The sequence below is a fragment of the Aeromonas rivipollensis genome (genome assembly GCF_037811135.1).
In the GTDB taxonomy this organism is placed as follows: domain Bacteria; phylum Pseudomonadota; class Gammaproteobacteria; order Enterobacterales; family Aeromonadaceae; genus Aeromonas; species Aeromonas rivipollensis.
Genome location: NZ_CP149130.1, coordinates 1897230 through 1914571, shown reverse-complemented (window position 1 = coordinate 1914571; position 17342 = coordinate 1897230). Strand labels below are relative to the sequence as shown.

Genomic DNA, 17342 nt, shown 5'->3' with positions numbered 1-17342 from the left:
AATCAGCCCCGCCGTATTGAGGAAGGCATGAGCATAGAGGCCGTAGAAATCGTCATTTTGGGACGTCCCTACAAGGTATCCTGTCCCTTGGGACAACAGGATGCCCTGCGCCAGGCCGCCGACCAGCTGAGTGACAAGCTTATCGAGCTGCGCCAACGCTCCAAGGTCTCCAGCAATGAACAGCTTGCCATCATGGCGGCGCTCAATTTCTGTCATGAGCTCTGCCTTGAAAAAGACAAGAACCACCAATACTCTGAGACCATGGACAAGCGGATCAAGATGCTGCAGCGCACCATAGAAGCGGCCTTGATCGAGCACGGACAATATGGTGATTCCAGCGATGAGGGCCTTAAGCCCTAAGCGCGACCCGTTTTAAAATTCCCTGGGGTGTGCGTCAGCCGGTTCAAGTCCCCGAGCCGATAATCATACCCAACAGGAGTTCTATCTTCTGACTATTGCGCATGCTCGGCCCGACCGAGAAGCCTGCGGCCAGTTTAGAACTCCGCCTTGAACTCACGGTTCAAGGGCCCAAACCGGCAACGGCATCTCCGGGGTACCTAGTGCAAAAGCCCGTCATTGATATGACGGGCTTTTTTTATTCCCAGTCCCTGCCCTGCCCCCACCACAGCAAAATCGCCATTAAAAATGCACATAATATCAATGCGATAGCCGATTGTTATTTTTTTGTTATCTCCAGCTTGCGAACTGTCCCTGTGTCACCTAAAAATGTAATCGATTACATTTTAACCACAGGAACCTGGAATGCGCCGCTCCCCCGCCCCCGTCAATCCCGTCTCCATGGCCGCCGTCGCGGCGCGGGCCGGGGTGTCAGTCGCCACCGTCTCCAGGGTGCTGAACCATCAGGAGGGCGTCACCGGCAAGACCCAGGCCAAGGTCAATCGCGCCGTCGAGGAGCTCGGCTATCGCGTCAATCAGCTGGCCAACAGCCTGCGCACCGCCAGAAGCTGGCTGCTGCTCATCATGGTGCCCGACCTCGGCAACCCCTTCTACATCGAGATAGTGCGCGGCATAGACCGAGTGGTTCGCCAGCACGGCTACTTCGTGCTGCTGTGCGACACCGGCGCCGATCCGGGCCGGGAACGTTCGGCCTTCGAGCTGCTGCGCACCCACAGGGCCGACGGCGCCATCTGTCTGGATCCCGACTCCATCCAGCAGGGACTGAGCCAGGAGATCAACGCGCTGCCCTGGGTCGCCTGCTGCGAGTTTGACCCCGCCATGCCGGTTCCCTACGTGGGCATAGATAACCAGGGGGCGGCGGCGGAGGCGATCCGCTATCTACTGAGCCGGGGCCACAGCCGCATCGCGCTCATAGGCGCGGATCCCGCCTATCTCTATGCCCGCCAGCGGGAGGCCGGGGTCCGCCAGGCCCTGGCAGAAGCCGGCCTCGCGCTGGCGGATGAGTGGAATATCAGGGTCACCAGCCTCAGCTTCCTGGCCGGGGCCGAGGCGGCGCAACAACTGCTCGACTGCCCGCAACGCCCGACCGCCATCTTCGCCGTCGCCGATGCGCTGGCCATAGGCCTGATGCACCGCTTGCAGGAGGCGGGGCTGCGCATCCCGGACGACATCGCCATCATGGGCTTCGATGACATACCCATGGCCGCCCAGCTCAATCCACCGCTCACCACCATGGCGCAGCCCATGGAGGAGCTCGGTGCCGAGGCCGCCCAACTGCTGCTGCTGCGCCTGAACGCCCCCGACACTCCGCTGATCGGGCGCCTGCTCCCCCATCGGCTCGTCAGCAGAGCCAGCGCCTGATGCAAGCCCCCATCAGCATACAGCGCGAGATAAGCATCAAAGGAGAAGCTGATGAGCCTCAGTGTCGAATTTAGCGGCGTCTGCAAGGACTTCGGCCCCATCCGGGTGCTGCACGGGGTCGACTTCAGCCTGGCACCGGGGCGGGTCTACGGCCTGCTGGGGGAGAATGGCGCGGGCAAATCCACCCTGATGAAGATCCTCGCCGGTTACGAGCCCATCAGCGCCGGTGTGGTCCGCATCGATGGCGAGGAGCGCAGCTGGCACTCCTCCCGGGAGGCGGAACAGGCGGGCATAGTGCTCATTCATCAAGAGCTCAACCTGGCCGAGCACCTGACCCTGACCCAGAACCTCTTCCTCGGCCATGAGCTGACCAGGGGCGGCCTGCTGGACGAGCGCACCATGGCGACCCGGGCGCAGCACTATCTGGAGCTGGTCGGGCTGCAACGCCCCCCTTCCACCAAGGTACGGCAGCTTATCGTCGCGGAGAAGCAGCTGGTGGAGATCGCCAAGGCGCTGTCACGCCAGGCCCGCCTGCTGATCATGGATGAACCGACCGCCACCCTGACCCCGGGGGAGACGGCGCGGCTGTTCGCCCTCATCGCCAGGCTCAAGGCACAGGGCACCACCATCATCTACATCTCCCACAAGCTGGACGAGGTCAAACAGATCACCGACGAGGTGGTGGTCATGCGCGATGGCCGCTTCGTCAGCCGGGGGGAGACGGCGTCCTTAACCCGCCAGCAGATGGCCAACCTCATGGTAGGACGCGAGATGTCGGACATGTTCCCCCCCAGGCTGCCGCCGCCGGAGGACACCGAGATCGCCCTCGCGGTGAGCGGGCTCTGCGTCCCCGGCTGGGTGACTGACCTCGATTTCGAGGTGCGCAGCGGCGAGATCTATGGCTTCGCGGGGCTGGTGGGGGCCGGTCGCACCGAGGCCTTCGAGGCCATCCTCGGCTTGCGCGAGCGCAAAGCGGGCAGGATCCAGCTGGCGGGCAAGGCCGTGCGCATCGACAGTCCGCTCGCCGCCATGCGCCAGGGGCTCACCTATCTGCCGGAGGATCGCAAGGGCAAGGGGCTGCACATCGACCTTGGGCTGGCCGAGAACCTCACCCTGATGACGCTGGCGCGCTATGCCCACCCCTGGCTGGACAAGGGGGCCGAGCAGGCGGCCCTCACCCGGGCCATCAATGATTTCGGCATCAAGGCCGGCTCCCACTCGGCCCGGGCCCGCATGATGTCGGGGGGCAATCAGCAAAAACTGGCCCTCGCCAAGTTCCTGCACCCGGACCCCAGGGTCATCGTCCTCGACGAGCCCACCCGGGGGGTGGATGTGGGCGCCAAACGTGACATCTATTTCCTGATCCAGCGACTGGCCGCCGAGGGGCGCGCCGTCATCGTCATCTCGAGCGAGCTGATCGAGCTGATCGGCCTGTGCCACAGAGTCGCCGTGCTGCGGGCCGGCCGCCTCCAGGCGGTGCTGCCCGCCCACCATCTGACCGAAGAGGAGTTGATCGCCTATGCAACCGGTACCCACTGACACCCGCAAAGAGCGGTTGCTCTCCCTGCTATCGGCGACGGGCCCGCTGCTGGGGCTGATCCTGCTGTGCCTGCTCGGCGCCCTGCTCAACCCCGACTTCGCCACCCTGGACAACCTGCTCAACGTGCTGACCCGCACCGCCTTCATCGGCATCATAGCGGTGGGCATGACCTTCGTTATCATGTCCGGCGGCATCGATCTCTCGGTCGGTGCCATGGCCGCCCTGATCGCCGGGGCCATGATCCTCATCATGAACCGGCTCGGCGCCGGGGTGCTGGCGGATGCCCCCCTGCTGGTGGTTGTGCTCGGCATAGGGCTGGCCCTGCTGCTCGGCCTGCTGTTTGGCGCCGGTCACGGCCTGCTCATCACCAGCGGCAAGATTGAGCCCTTCATCGTCACCCTGGGCACCCTCGGCATCTTTCGGGCCGTCCTGACCTATCTGGCCGACGGCGGCGCCCTGACCCTGGACGATGCCCTCGGCGATAGCTACAGCCCCGTCTATTACGGCAGCCTGCTGGGGGTGCCCATCCCGGTCTGGGTCCTGCTGCTGGTGGCACTGGCGGGGGGGCTGCTGCTCAACCGCACCGCCTTCGGCCGCCATGTGCAGGCCATCGGTTCCAACGAGCAGGTGGCGCGCTATGCCGCCATCCGGGTCGATCGGGTCAAGCTGCTCACCTATGCGCTGCTCGGGCTCTGCGTCGGCATCGCCACCCTGCTCTATGTGCCGCGTCTGGGCTCAGCCACCCCCACCACAGGGCTCTTGTGGGAGCTGGAGGCCATCGCCGCCGTGGTGGTGGGGGGCACCTCCCTCAAGGGGGGAGAAGGGCGCATCTTCGGCACCCTGGTGGGCGCCATACTGCTGTCGGTCATCAGCAATATCCTCAATCTGACCAGCATCATCAGTGTTTACCTCAATGCCGCCGTGCAGGGCATAGTGATCATCCTGGTTGCCTTCATGCAACACAGGCGTTGAGGCTGTTGTGGACAGGAAGATGAAAGCGAAGAAACGGCAATGACACCAGTGGCGGGGTCTCCCCTCGCCTGCGACAAGGAACGGGCACAAGCCCAACAGTCAAGAGGCTATCAAGATGAACAAGATGCTACACAACTTAACGCTGCACACCCTGGGCGCCTGCGCCCTGATGATCGCTGCCGGCAGCGCCTCGGCAGCCGAGAAGATGACCCTGGGGGTCTCCATCCCCACCGCGACCCACAGCTTCACCGCCGGCATCGTCTGGTGGGCCAACAAGGCCAAGGAGGATCTGGAGAAGGCCCATCCCGATCTCAAGGTGATCGTCAAGACCGCCGCCAATGCCCCTGAACAGGCCAACCAGCTGCAGGATCTGCTGACGGTCAACAAAATGGATACCCTGGTCATCTTCCCGTTCGAGTCAGCCTCCCTGACCAAGCCGGTGGCCCAGGTCAAGCAGAAAGGAGTCTATGTCACAGTGGTGGACCGGGGGCTGACCGACACCAGCGCCCAGGATGCCTACGTGGCCGGGGATAACACCGCCTTCGGCAAGCTGCCGGCGGAGTTCATCGCCAAGACCCTCAACGGCAAGGGAGACATAGTCGCCCTGCGCGGCATTCCCACCACCCTGGACAACGAGCGCTTCGAGGCCTTCACCGGCGTGATGAAGCAGCACGGCGGCATCAAGATCCTCGACGCCAAATATGGCAACTGGAACCGGGATGACGCCTTCAAGGTGATGCAGGACTTCCTGACCCGCTTCAAGCACATCGACGCCGTCTGGGCCGCCGATGATGACATGGCGGTGGGGGTGCTCAAGGCCATCGATCAGGCCAAGCGCTCCGACATCAAGCTGGTGTTTGGCGGCGCCGGGGCCAAGGGGGCGATCAAGACCCTGATGGACGGCAGCGATCCCCGCATCCAGGCCAACGTCTCCTACTCCCCCAAGTTCATGTATGACGCCATCATGCTGACCGCAGAGGCTCGCCTCAAGGGTGAACGGCTGCCGGCCAACACCATCATCCCCTCGGTGCTGATCACCCCGCAGACGGCCAAGGAGTTCTACTTCCCCGACTCCCCGTTCTAAGGCTGTCATATGTGAAAACCCCGGCCTCCCCTTCACGGGAGCCCAGACCCCACCCCAACCCTCCCCTTCGCAGGGGAGGGAGTTTTTACTCCTCCCCCTTGTGAAGGGGGAGGCCAGGAGGGGGTTAACTGCCTTTATTCAGGAGTGCCCATGAAGACCATCAAGGGACCGGCCATCTTCCTCGCCCAGTTCATGGGGGACAAGCCGCCATTCGATACCCTCACCGGCCTGGCGGACTGGGCCGCCGGCCTCGGCTTTCGCGGCCTGCAACTGCCGACGGACCCGCGCCTGTTCGATCTGACCCGGGCGGCGGCCAGCCAGGACTATTGCGACGAGATAAGCGGCCTGCTGGCCGAGCGGGGGCTGGTCATCACAGAGCTCTCCACCCACCTGCAAGGCCAGCTGCTGGCGGTCCATCCCGCCTATGACTGCCTGTTCGATGGCTTCGCCCCGGCGGCGGTGCGCGGCAAACCCGCCGCCCGCACCCAGTGGGCCGCCGATCAGCTCAAGGCGGCCGCCATTGTCTCCCGAAGGCTTGGCCTCAGCGCCCACGTCACCTTCTCCGGCGCCCTCGCCTGGCCCTATCTCTACCCCTGGCCCCAGCGCCCCGCTGGCCTCGTCGAGGAGGCCTTCAGCGAGCTCGCCCGGCGCTGGCTCCCCCTGCTCAATGCCTTTGACGAGGCCGGGGTGGACGTTTGCTACGAGCTGCACCCGGGGGAGGACCTGTTCGATGGTGCCACGCTGGAGCGCTTCCTCGAGGCGACCGGCGATCATCCTCGCGTCAACGTGCTCTACGACCCCAGCCACATGCTGTTGCAGCAACTCGATTACCTCGCCTTCCTCGACCTCTATCACGAGCGGGTACGCGCCTTTCACGTGAAGGACGCCGAGTTCAGGCCCTCGGGGCGCCAGGGGGTCTATGGGGGTTATGCCCCCTGGCTCGGGCGGGCGGGGCGCTTTCGCTCCCTGGGGGATGGGCAGATAGACTTTGGCGCCATCTTCAGCAAGCTCGCCCAATACGACTACCCCGGCTGGGCCGTGCTGGAGTGGGAGTGCGCCCTCAAGCACCCGGAGGATGGCGCCGCCGAGGGGGCCGACTTCATCCGCCGCCATATCATCCGGGTCGCCGAGCACCCTTTCGATGACTTCGCGGGCAGCGGCCTGGCGCGGGGGGCGGTCAGAAGCCTGCTAGGCCTTGGCGATAGCGGGAGCGGCAGTGTGGGCGGCAAGATGGGAGAAAAAAAATGAAGAGACGACTGCGTCTGGGCATGGTCGGCGGCGGCCAGGGGGCCTTCATTGGCGCCGTGCATCGACTGGCGGCCCGCATGGACGATCACTATGAGCTGCTCGCCGCCGCCCTCTCCGCCGACCCCGCCAATGCCCGCTCAAGCGCCCTCGCCCTCGGGCTGGATCCGGCCCGCGCCTACGAGGATTACGCCAGGATGGCCCAGGCCGAGGCGGCCAGATCCGACGGCATAGAGGTGGTGGCCATCACCACCCCCAACCACCTGCACGCCCCGGTGGCGCGCGCCTTTCTCGAAGCTGGCATCCACGTGATCTGCGACAAGCCGCTGGCACTGACCCTGGCCGAGGGGGAGGAACTCGCCCGCCTCGCCCGCCAGCAGCGGCGGCTGTTTGCCCTGACCCACACCTATTCGGGCTACCCCATGGTGCGCCACGCCCGCGAGCTGGTCGCCGCCGGCGAGCTGGGCAAGCTGCGCTACGTGCAGGTGGAATACCTGCAGGACTGGCTCGCCAACCCCATCCCCCCCGGTCAGAACAAGCAGGCGGACTGGCGGGCCGACCCGGCACGCGCAGGGCGGGCGGGTTGCCTCGGCGACATCGGCACCCACGCCTATCAGCTGGCGGCCTTCATCACCGGGCAGTTGCCAAATGAGCTCGCTGCCGAACTGCACAGCTTCGTGCCGGGGCGGCAGCTGGACGATCATCTGCAGGTCTGGTTGCGCTACCCCCAGGGGATGCGCGGATCGCTCAACGCCAGCCAGGTCGCCAGCGGCGAGGAGAACCGGCTGCAGATCCGCCTCTATGGCGACAAGGCCAGCCTGATCTTCCGCCAGGAGGCACCCAATGAGCTCTGGCTGACCCCCATTGGCGGCGCCAGCCAGCGGCTGACCAGGGGCCGGGTGGCAAGCCCGGCGGCGACCCATGCCAGCCGGGTACCAGCCGGTCATCCCGAGGGCTATCTGGAGGCCTTCGCCCAGCTCTACACCGACGCGGCCTTGCAGATCCACGCCCTGGCGGCCGGGGAGGCGCCGCCCCCCGAGAGTCTGGCGCTCACCACTGTGGAAGACGGGGTGGCGGGCATGCGCTTCATCGAGGCCAGCATGGCCAGCCACGCCGCCGACGGGCGCTGGCTGCCGCTCTCCTGACCCCGCCATGGCGGAAGGTGGAGCCCGCCGCAAAACCGGCGGGCGACCCTCTCCCTTCAGGCACAAGGCAATAAAAAGCCCGCCGACGAGGGCGGGATCTTCACCTGACTTGGATGCACTCAGACGGCCATCTGCTCGTGGGGGGAGCCATGGTGGCGCAGCCAGAGGAAGCTCAGGGCCACGATCAGCACCATCACCACCATGATGGCCCCCAGCGTCAGCTGCCCTTCCATCGGGAAGCTGGCGGCCAGCAGGGTGACCACTCCAGCCCCCAGGTTCTGCATGCCCCCCAGGATGGCCCCGGCGGTGCCCGCCTGACCCGGGAAGGGCTCGATGGCGCAGGAGGTGGCGGTCGGGTAGAGGATGCCGCTGCCGATGAAGTAAACAGCCGCACCGCCCACCAGAGAGGCTGCACTCACCACCCCGAACAGGCCAGGCACCAGTATGATGAGGGCCCCCAGCCCCAGGAAGGCAATGCCAAGGCGCATCAGCTTGCCTTGGCTCAGGCGAAAGCTCAGACGGGCCGAGAGCCAGGCGCCGAACAGGTAGCCGGGCAGCGGCAGCACAAACAGCACGCTCACTGTGCGGGCACTCAGTTTGAGCACGTCGCCGAGCAGCACCCCGGCCGCCGCTTCGAATACCGCGAGTCCCGCGAAGGTCGCCATCAGGCAGAGCAGGTTGCCCTGAAAGCGCGGGTTGCCGAGCACGTGGCGATAGGCTGCGCCGACCCGCAGTGGTTGCTGACGGGCGCTCGCCGGCAGGGTCTCACCAAACCAGGCCAGCAGGGCCAAAGTGGTCAGGGCGCCAAAGCCGAACAGGAACCAGTAGCCGGCGCGCCAGTTGAACAGCTCGGTCAGCCAGCCCCCCAGCACGGGTGCCAGCAGGGGGGAGAAGATCACCCCCATGCTCACCAGGCTGTTGGCGCGGTTGAGCTCGGCGCCGCTGTATCGATCCCGCATCACGGTCCGGCTCATGGCACCACCGGCCCCCGTGCCCAACCCCTGGATGAAGCTGCCGGCCAGCAGGGCGGCAAAGTGCGGGATCAGCTGAATGGTCAGGGTGCCCACCAGAAACACCATCATGCCGATGAGCAGCACCGGGCGACGGCCGATGCGATCCGACAGCGGACCGTAGACAAACTGGGAGAGGCCGTACGGGATCAGGTAGCAGGCCATCACCGCCTGCAACTGACCGGAGGCCACATGAAAGTCCCCCGCCATCATGGGAATGGAGGGCACATAGAGGGTCTGGGTCATCTGGCCCACGGCGACCATCAGAATGGTCAGGAAAAACAGCGGATAAAAACTGTGCCGATACATATCTCAGTCCCGAAAAATCATCGAAAAGCTGCCCGCCTCTGGCAGAGAACCGCAGAGGGGATCCAATAAACAGGGTCGATCAAAGGTGAAACGCAAGGCGGAGGACCCGCACCCGCCAGGAGCAGGACGCTCTTTGGCTTGCGGTGATCTTAGTGATTCATGTCACAAAAAACGAACGAATCTTTATAATCTGCTTTCCCAAGTTTTTCTAATGTGACGGGGCCTGCTGCCCCGTCGAAGCGACATCGAAAGGGAGCGGGCGCCTATGCTTCGGCGCCTCGCTCCCCTTAGCCCACCCGTCTCAACTCGGTGGGCGCCAGCCCCTGCTCAGTTGTGCCTGCCGCCCCCAGTCGCAGGCAGCGCCCGGCGACCTTGCCTGCCAGCGCCTCGTCATGGGTCACCAGCAGCAGGGCGCAGCCTATCTCCCCCAACGCCTCTAGCAGGCAGGCGATGGTCTTCTGCTGGCTCAGGGGATCGAGCCGGGAGCTGGGCTCATCGGCAAACAGCAGCACGGGGCGCAGCAGCAGGGCCCGGATCAGCGACAGCCGTTGCAGCTCTCCCCCCGACACCTGGCTCGGCAGCCGGGTCAGCAGCCGCTCATCGAGGCCTAGCCTCGCCAGATAGTCGGTGAGGGGCTGGCGGGGCAGCCTGTGCAGGCGCAGCAGATCGTCAAACTGGGTGGCGAGGCGCACCCGGCTGGCGAAGGCCTGCACCGGATCCTGATAGAGCTTCTGCCAGCGGTGCGGTGCTATGCCCCCCTGGCGCAGCACCCGCCCCCGCAGCGGGCGCTGCAACCCCAGCAGCACATTGCCGAGGGTGCTCTTGCCCGCACCGCTCGGCGCCATGATGGCGAGCCGCTCCCCTCTGGCCAGTGGCAGATCCAGCCCCTCGAACAGGGTCTGCTCCCCGTAGCCCATGGCGAGCCCCTCCCCCCTGAGCAGCCAGTCGCCGGTCGGGGGATGCACGGCCTCGGGCCAGGCAGACGGCTCTGCCGCCAGCAGGGCGCGGCTGTAGGCATGGGAAGGGGTGTGCAGCACCTGCTCGGCGGGCCCCTGCTCCACTATCTCGCCCCCCTTGACCACCAGCACCCAGCCCCCCAGCGCCCGGGCCAGGGAGAGATCATGGGTGATGGTCAGCAGGTGGCGCCCCTCGGTCAGATAGCCCTGCAGCAATGTTTGCAGCCTGGCGCTGGCCCGGCTGTCGAGCCCCTTGGTGGGTTCGTCGGCGATGAGCAAACGGGCCTGTCCCAGGGTGGCGGCAGCAAAGGCGGCGCGCTGGGCCATGCCCCCGGAGAGCTGGTGCGGGAAGTGACGCTCCCGCCCGGTGAGCCCCAGCCGCTCGAGGGCGTCCCGCGCCCGCGAGCGCGCCTCCTTGCCCCCCGCCAGCCAGCCCTCCTCCACCTGGGACAGCAACCCCATGGTGGGGTCCAGCGCCAGCACCGGCTCCTGGGGCAGCATGGCCAGCTCCCGCCCCCAGAGGGTGCGCAGGGCCTGGGGGTCCGCCAGGCTGTGATGCCGGATGCCAATCACCAACTCACCCCGGCCACGCAGGGGGGCAGGCAGGGTCCCCATCAGGGCATGGGCCAGCAGGGATTTGCCCGATCCGCTCTCCCCTATCAGGGTCAAGGCGGAGCCGGGGAGCAAGGTGAGATCCAGTGCCTGCAACAGGGTCTGCCGGCCGTCATCCACCTGCAGGCCCTTGATATGAATGGCCGTCATGGGGTGACTCCTTGTGGGGATCTAGGATGAAGAGTGCCCTTCTGATTGAGCAGCACCAGGGCCAGCAGCATCATTCCCATCACCAAGATGGGAGCCAGCAGCAGGCGGGGCGCCTCCTGATAGTGGGGCAGCGCCTCCGTCATCATCAGGCCGAGCTCGGGGGTGGGCGGCTGGATGCCCACCCCGACGAAACCCAGGGTCGAGAGGGTCAGGATGGCCCCGGCGAGGCCAAAGGCCATCATGGTCAGCAGCTGGGGGGCCAGCTCGGGCCAGAGATGGCGCCGCAGGATGTGGGCGTTGCCAAAGCCCAGCAGCCGGGACGCCTCCACCTGGGGCGAGGCGAGCAGCGCCCGGCTGCGGGCCCGCACCACCCGGTAGTACTCCACCCACTGGGCCATGGCCAGCCCGAGATAGAGGATGGCGAAGCCCCCCTGGGCCATGGCGGAGAAGAGCAGCACCAGCAGCAGGCTCGGCAGGGCCAGCACGCCGTCGGCCAGGCTGCGCAGCAGGCCGTCGACCCAGCCACCGCGCCAGGCTGAGAGCCAGCCCAACAGCGACCCCAGCAGGGCCGCCGTCAGGACGCACAGCATCCCCAGCAACAGGGAGAGCCGGGTCGCCGCCGCGAGCCGCGCCATCAGGCTGCGGCCCATCTGATCCCGCCCGAGCGGCTCCTGCCAGGAGGGGTCGGCCAGGAACTGCACCAGATCCTGGGCGGCGGGGTCAGGCCAGAGCATTGGGCCCAGCAGGGCAAACAGCACCACCAGCAGGAGCAGGCTTGCTCCCGCCTTGACAGAGAAAGACATGATCAGGACTCCTTGGGACCGCGGGGATCGATGGCGAGACAGAGCAGATCCGTCAGGGTATTGAGCAGCACGAAGAGCGCCGCCAGCACCAGCACTGTGCCCTGCACCATGGGGATGTCGCGCCAGAAGATGGCATGCACCAGGGCATGGCCGATGCCGGGCCAGGCGAACAGGCTCTCCACCACCACTACCCCTTCGATAAGCAGCACCAGTTGCACCCCTGTGTAGGCGATGACGCTGACCCCGGTGTTGCGCAGGCCGTGACGCCTTAAGACCCGGGCGGGCGAGAGCCCCTTGGTCAGGGCGAAGCGGTAATAGCCGGACTGCACCACGGTGAACACGCTCTCGCGCACCACCCGGGAGAGTACCCCCGAGAGCCCCAGCCCCAGGGTGAGGGCGGGCAACAGCAGGTTGCTCCACTCCCCGTGACCGGCGGCGCTGACCCAGCCCAGCTCCACCGAGAGCAGCACCATGAGCACCAGGCCGAGCAGGAAAGGAGGCAGCGCGCGCATCAGCACGCTCCAGCCCAGGGTCAGGCGATCGCACCATCCCCCGGGGCGCAGGGCGCTCAGGCTGCCGAGCGGTAGCGCCACCACCAGGGCCAGGGCCACGGCAGCCACCGCCAGGGACAGGGTGGCCCCCAGGTGGTGGCCCACCTCGCTTGCCACAGGCGCACCCGTCACCAGGGAGCTGCCGAGATCCCCCTGCAGCAGGGCCCCCATCCAATCACCGAAGCGGGAGAGCGCCGAGCCGGTCAGCCCCAGCTCGCTGCGCACCGCATTGGCCGCCTCGGCGGTGACATAGTCATAACCGTAGCGGCCCGCGGCAATGCGAAAGGCGATGTCCCCGGGCAGGGATTGCACCATCAGAAAGCAGAGCCCGGCCACCAGCAGGGCCACCATCAGCGCCTGCACCAGCCGCTGACCCAGGATCCCGATGACCGCAGAGAAAGGCGCCGCTGTCATTGTACGCTCCACGTCAGTTTATCCAGACGGTAGCTGCGCTCCTGGGGATCCAGCTCAAAACCCTTCAGCTCACGGCTGACTGCCGCGCTCTGGCGGTACCAGGCGATGGGCAGGAGCGGCAACTCCTGCTGCAGGGTGGTGGCGATGTCACGGCGCAGTGCCGCGGCCTCCCCGGCGGGCAGGGTCTCCTTGCCAAGGCGGGCCAATTTTTGCTCCATGGCTTGGGATTGCCAGTTCATCACCCCCCAGTCGGCACCGGCGGGCGCCAGGTCCCCCAGCAGGGTGACCAGGGGATCCGGGACCAGCGCAAAGTTGCGGGCATAGAGGCCGAGCTGGAGCGAGCCATCCTGATGGCCGGCCGGGATCTCGCTCGAGTTGCCCACCGCCACCCTGAGATCCACCCCCACCGCCTTCCACTGCGCCTGCAGTGCCGTAGCCAGCAGGGGCAATTCCGGGCGATCCGGGAAGGTGCGCAGGGTCAGGGCGAAGCGCTCATCCCCCTTGCGCAGCACGCCGTCCGCCCCCGGCAGCCAGCCTGCCGTAGCGAACGCAGCCCGGGCCGCCTTGACGTCATAGGCGAGCGGGGTCAGTCCGGGTTGATGCCACTTCCCCAGGGTAGGAGGGAAGAGCTGGGTCGCCGCCATCTCGGGATCCCGCAGCAGGGCCGCCGCCATGCCACGGCGATCGATGGCGAGACTGAGGGCGCGGCGCACAGCTGGATCATTCAGAAGAGGATCAGCCCCATTGAGCTTGAGCTGAATGGTGCGTGGCAGGGTGACGGAGGCGATGGAGACCCTGGGTGCCTGCTGCAAGCGGCGGATGCTGACCGGATCCAGCCCCCAGGCGATGTCGGCCTGACCGCTCTCGGCCATCAGGGTACGGCTCTCGGCGCGGCCCACCGTCAGATAGCTCAGCTGCGAGATGGCAGGCTTAGCCCCCTGCCAGCCATCGAAGCGCTCTGTCTCGATCCGCTGAGGTTGCTGCAACCGGGTGATGCGATAGGGGCCTGAGCCGATGACCTGGGTCACCTCCCCCCTGGCATCATAGGCCCCCTTCGCCAGGATCTGGGTACTGGGGTGAGCCAGCACGGCGGCCAGGGGGGCGAAGGGCTCGGTGAGGGTGACCAGCAAAGCCCCCTCGCGGGCCTCAATGGACGATATGGGGGCGCTGGTCATGACGCCGGGCTTGCGCCAGGCCTGCTGCAGGGCAAAGGCGACCTGCTCGGCGCTCACCTCGCTGCCATCGTGAAAACGGGCCCCGGGGCGCAAGATAAATCGCCATTGCAAACCATCCCCGGAGCTTGACCACTGGCTGGCTAGCCCGGGTTGCAGATTGCCCTGGCCGTCGACCTCGACCAGGGTCTCCGCCACCTGCATGCGGGTAAAGAAGACCCCGTTGCTGGCGGGATCGACACTGTGGATCTCCCAGGGCCCCACCATGACCAGCGGCTTGCCGTGAGCGGCGTTCATTCCCACCAGCAGTGCCAGTGCGCACCACCCCGAACAGGCGTGTATTTTTGTCATCCATTCCATCCAAACGATAATGATTAGCAACCGACATGGTTCGTTATAACATAACAATCAATCGAGATGAATGACCTTCCATTTTTGATAAATGGCTTAATTACAGCGGGAAAGGGGTGAGCCGGTGAGCCGGTGAGCCGGTGAGCACTCAGCAGACGTGAAGGGGAAGCTATGGGGCGGCAATCATAAAAAGAGATGGCCCGTCATGGGGCCATCGTCAGCATGCTAGCGGGTCACCATCTGCTGCGCCCGCTTGACCAGATCATCGGGACTTTCGTTGCGCGGCGGAATGGTGATGCCCTTCTGGCAGGCGGGTTTGGCCTCCATGCGCGCCATCCAGGCCTGCAGGTGCGGCAGACCCTCGATGGAGATGCCGCTCCAGTCATAGATCCGCACCCAGGGCCAGGTGGCGATGTCGGCGATGCTGTACTCGTCGGCCAGGTACTCATGGTGCGCCAGGTGACCGTCCAGCACCTCGAACAGACGGCGCCCCTCCTTCTGGTAGCGCTCTATGGCCGCCGGGATCTTCTCGGGGAAGTAGCGGTAGAAGACGTTGGCCTGCCCCATCATGGGGCCGACACCGCCCATCTGGAACATCAGCCACTGGATGGCCTGGGAGCGGCGCTTGGGATCTTGCGGAAGCAGCTTGCCGGTTTTTTCCGCCAGATAGATCAGGATGGCGCCGGATTCGAACACGGCGAAGTCACCGTTGTCCCGATCGACGATGGCCGGAATACGGCCATTGGGGTTGATGGCCAGAAACTCGGGCTTCTTCTGCTCCATGGTCGAGAAATCCAGCGGGATCACCTTGTAAGGCAACCCCAGCTCCTCGAGGGCGATCGACACCTTGAACCCATTGGGCGTGGCGGCAGTGTACAAATCTATCATCTTGGACTCCTTGGACGTTTAAACGTAATGATCAGGCCTGGGCGCTGGGACGGGCGCTCACCCGCTCATGCCAGGCCTGCAAATAATGCTGCTGCGGGGCGATGCGAAGACCGACGACCTTGCCAAAGTCGATGGTGCACAGGGCCAATATGTCGGCGATGGTGAAGCGATCTCCTGCCACATAGGGCACCTCGGCAAGACGGGCATCGAGCCTGGCAAACCATGCCAGGGCCTGCTGCTTGCACTCCTCCCCCCATTTGGGAAAGACGGTCTCGCGATCCTGGTAAAAGCCGGTGATGTGGCGAAACGCCATGCCGGTGGGCAGCCAGAGATTGAATTCGACGATACGGCTCCACATCTCTATGGTGGCGCGCTCCAGGGCCGTGTTGCCAAACAGGTTGGGCTCGGGGTTGAGCTCCTCAAAGTAGCGGCAGATGGCCACAGTCTCGCTGAGACAGGTGCCATCATCGAGTTCGAGCACCGGAATGCGCCCCGCCGGGTTCTTGGCCAGAAATGCGGGTTCGAGGTTCTCCCCTGCCCCCAGATCTACCTGGTGATAGGCCATCTCTATGCCCTTCTCCGCCAGAAACATCCTGACCCGGCGGGCGTTGGGGGCACGTTTCAACTCATAGACCTTCATCTCACCTCCGGTAACGGGAACACCGCGGGCCGCTTCCCATCCCCACGGGGGACAACAGCCAAGCGGCGCAATATCGGTCTGTTGGAACATTCATGCCAACGACTGGCGTAAAATGTTTCCCTGCCCCTTATGACAAATATTGCGCCGCTTGAACAGCCCAAAGAAGGGGGGGAACAATCAGCTGCACAGCACCAGGGGTTGACGCTGACGCAGCAGGATGAGGCGGGAGAGAAGCGGGAAATAGGACTCTAACTTGCTCTGCAGGACCAAGCTGCAGGCGGGATCCGCGAGTTCAGTTTCATCCAGCACTATGCCATTGGAGACGAAGTAAAAGCGCGGGTCCCTGACATCCGGCCCCTGGGGAGGGCTGTCATATTGTCGGTGAACCAGCAGAGGCAGCACGGGCAAGCCCAGGGCAGCACCGCCAGCGGGCCAGACCGGCTCCGGCCATGCCGCATCATCTTCTTCCAGCAGCAAGATGGCCGCCTCCTCCTTCGACGGTTGCCACCTATCCGGTTGTGCGACCCTGACCTCGGTGAAGTAATCCCCGTATTCGCTGGCGGCACGCAGTGCGGCCAGCACACCCAATGTCGTCGCTGCCGACGGTTTTTGACTGACTAATGACAGATTCATGGCTCATGTCCCTATGCTCACCACAGCCTGTTAACCGGCTGTCGCGATAAGACTAGCCGATAACAGGTCTTTATTGGAGCCGTCAGATCTGTCAGCACCCACCATGACCGAATGCGGGTACCATGGTTGCTATTCCAGAATATCTTGGTAAGATACCGCGTCCTTTTATCCCCCGTTCTTTAACATCCAGTGGTGAACCTATGCATCCGATGCTGAATATCGCCGTGCGCGCTGCGCGCAACGCCGGTCAAGTTGTAGTAAAAGCCTTCTCCCAGCCCGAGAACATCGAGGCTATCCAAAAAGGCAGCCACGACTTCGTGACCAACGTTGACCGTGAAGCCGAAGCGGCCATCATTCATACCATCAAGAAGTCTTACCCGGAACACAGCATCGTGGCTGAAGAGTCTGGTGAGATTGCCGGTACCAATCCGGATTACCAATGGATCATCGACCCACTGGATGGCACGACCAACCTGGTCAAAGGCATTCCGCACTTTGCCGTCTCCATCGCCCTGCGCGTCAAGGGCAAGACCGAACAAGCCGTCGTTTACGATCCCATTCGTGACGAGCTGTTTACCAGCACCCGTGGCAACGGCGCCCAGCTGAACGGCTACCGTATCCGTGTCGGCAAGGCAAAAGAGATGGCTGGCACCGTACTGGCCACCGGTTTCCCGTTCAAGCAGAAGCACCACATCGAGCCGTACCTGAAGATGTTCCAGAGCATGTTCATCGAATGTGCCGATATCCGCCGCGCCGGCTGCCCCGCGCTGGATCTGGCCTATGTGGCCGCCGGCCGCATCGACGGTTTCTGGGAAATCGGCCTGAAGCCCTGGGAAACTGCCGCCGGTGAGCTGCTGGCCAAGGAAGCCGGTGCCATCGTCACCGACTTCGTGGGTGGTCACAACTACGAAAACTCCGGCAACATAGTGGTTGCCAACCCGCGCGTCCTGAAAGAGATGCTCGGCAAGATCCGCGAAAACCTGCCGGATTCTTTGGCTAAATAAGCTGGCCAAGCAAGTCGCGAACCCTTGAAAAAAATGCCAGTCGGCCCAGCCGACTGGCATTTTTTTATCTCTGTTATCGGGAAA

Annotated in this window: 16 protein-coding genes and 1 other RNA gene; 9 read left to right on the top strand and 8 right to left on the bottom strand. The window is 64.9% G+C overall.

Annotated features, from left to right (window positions below):
* Positions 1 to 27: 27 nt before the first annotated feature.
* The 8 genes from zapA to WIR04_RS08705 all read left to right on the top strand — a co-directional run bounded on the left by zapA (position 28) and on the right by WIR04_RS08705 (position 7765).
* Positions 28 to 360, top strand: coding sequence for a cell division protein ZapA (gene zapA / locus WIR04_RS08740; RefSeq protein ID WP_025327271.1), 333 nt, complete (start codon positions 28 to 30; stop codon positions 358 to 360).
* Positions 361 to 376: 16 nt separating this feature from the next.
* Positions 377 to 559, top strand: a non-coding RNA gene (gene ssrS / locus WIR04_RS08735) — 6S RNA.
* A 203-nt stretch (positions 560 to 762) separates the two neighbouring features.
* Positions 763 to 1779 (top strand): LacI family DNA-binding transcriptional regulator, encoded by a 1017-nt coding sequence (locus WIR04_RS08730; protein ID WP_338891974.1) that lies wholly within the window; start codon positions 763 to 765, stop codon positions 1777 to 1779.
* 51 nt (positions 1780 to 1830) lie between these two features.
* Positions 1831 to 3318, top strand: a complete 1488-nt coding sequence (locus WIR04_RS08725) for a sugar ABC transporter ATP-binding protein (protein WP_338891972.1) — start codon at positions 1831 to 1833, stop codon at positions 3316 to 3318.
* Entirely contained in the window at positions 3299 to 4291 is a 993-nt protein-coding gene (locus tag WIR04_RS08720) for an ABC transporter permease (RefSeq protein ID WP_338891970.1), read from the top strand. Before WIR04_RS08725 ends, WIR04_RS08720 begins: the two co-directional genes overlap by 20 nt.
* Positions 4292 to 4406: 115 nt before the next feature.
* Complete coding sequence (locus tag WIR04_RS08715) at positions 4407 to 5375, top strand: substrate-binding domain-containing protein (protein WP_338891968.1); 969 nt, start codon at positions 4407 to 4409, stop codon at positions 5373 to 5375.
* Between the two features lie 150 nt (positions 5376 to 5525).
* Positions 5526 to 6623 (top strand): sugar phosphate isomerase/epimerase, encoded by a 1098-nt coding sequence (locus tag WIR04_RS08710; RefSeq protein WP_338891966.1) that lies wholly within the window; start codon positions 5526 to 5528, stop codon positions 6621 to 6623.
* Positions 6620 to 7765: a Gfo/Idh/MocA family oxidoreductase gene (locus WIR04_RS08705; protein WP_338891964.1), complete on the top strand. Its 1146-nt coding sequence runs from the start codon at positions 6620 to 6622 to the stop codon at positions 7763 to 7765. The genes WIR04_RS08710 and WIR04_RS08705 overlap by 4 nt, the downstream gene beginning before the upstream one ends.
* A 119-nt stretch (positions 7766 to 7884) precedes the next feature.
* Here the strand turns inward: WIR04_RS08705 and emrD are convergent, their stop codons facing one another.
* The 8 genes from emrD to WIR04_RS08665 form a co-directional block, all read right to left on the bottom strand.
* Complete coding sequence (emrD, locus tag WIR04_RS08700; protein ID WP_338891963.1) at positions 7885 to 9084, bottom strand: multidrug efflux MFS transporter EmrD; 1200 nt, start codon at positions 9082 to 9084, stop codon at positions 7885 to 7887.
* A 287-nt stretch (positions 9085 to 9371) separates the two neighbouring features.
* Entirely contained in the window at positions 9372 to 10802 is a 1431-nt protein-coding gene (locus WIR04_RS08695) for an ABC transporter ATP-binding protein (RefSeq protein ID WP_338891961.1), read from the bottom strand.
* The gene (locus WIR04_RS08690; protein WP_338891959.1) at positions 10799 to 11605 is read right to left on the bottom strand and encodes an ABC transporter permease; all 807 of its coding nucleotides are present in this window, start codon (positions 11603 to 11605) and stop codon (positions 10799 to 10801) included. The genes WIR04_RS08695 and WIR04_RS08690 overlap by 4 nt, the downstream gene beginning before the upstream one ends.
* Positions 11606 to 11607: 2 nt before the next feature.
* Positions 11608 to 12570 carry an ABC transporter permease gene (locus tag WIR04_RS08685; RefSeq protein WP_338891957.1) on the bottom strand — a complete coding sequence of 321 codons (963 nt, stop codon included), beginning with the start codon at positions 12568 to 12570 and terminating at the stop codon, positions 11608 to 11610.
* Positions 12567 to 14093 (bottom strand): ABC transporter substrate-binding protein, encoded by a 1527-nt coding sequence (locus tag WIR04_RS08680; protein WP_338891955.1) that lies wholly within the window; start codon positions 14091 to 14093, stop codon positions 12567 to 12569. Before WIR04_RS08680 ends, WIR04_RS08685 begins: the two co-directional genes overlap by 4 nt.
* A gap of 225 nt (positions 14094 to 14318) precedes the next feature.
* Positions 14319 to 14981 (bottom strand): glutathione S-transferase family protein, encoded by a 663-nt coding sequence (locus WIR04_RS08675; protein ID WP_025327283.1) that lies wholly within the window; start codon positions 14979 to 14981, stop codon positions 14319 to 14321.
* Between the two features lie 31 nt (positions 14982 to 15012).
* A complete protein-coding gene (locus tag WIR04_RS08670; RefSeq protein WP_338891952.1) occupies positions 15013 to 15621 on the bottom strand; it encodes a glutathione S-transferase in 609 nt (202 codons plus the stop codon).
* Between the two features lie 177 nt (positions 15622 to 15798).
* Positions 15799 to 16254, bottom strand: coding sequence for a hypothetical protein (locus WIR04_RS08665; protein ID WP_025327285.1), 456 nt, complete (start codon positions 16252 to 16254; stop codon positions 15799 to 15801).
* Positions 16255 to 16454: 200 nt separating this feature from the next.
* Here WIR04_RS08665 and suhB point away from each other — a divergent pair, with 200 nt between their 5' ends.
* Positions 16455 to 17258, top strand: a complete 804-nt coding sequence (gene suhB / locus WIR04_RS08660) for an inositol-1-monophosphatase (RefSeq protein WP_025327286.1) — start codon at positions 16455 to 16457, stop codon at positions 17256 to 17258.
* The last annotated feature ends 84 nt before the right edge of the window (positions 17259 to 17342 follow it).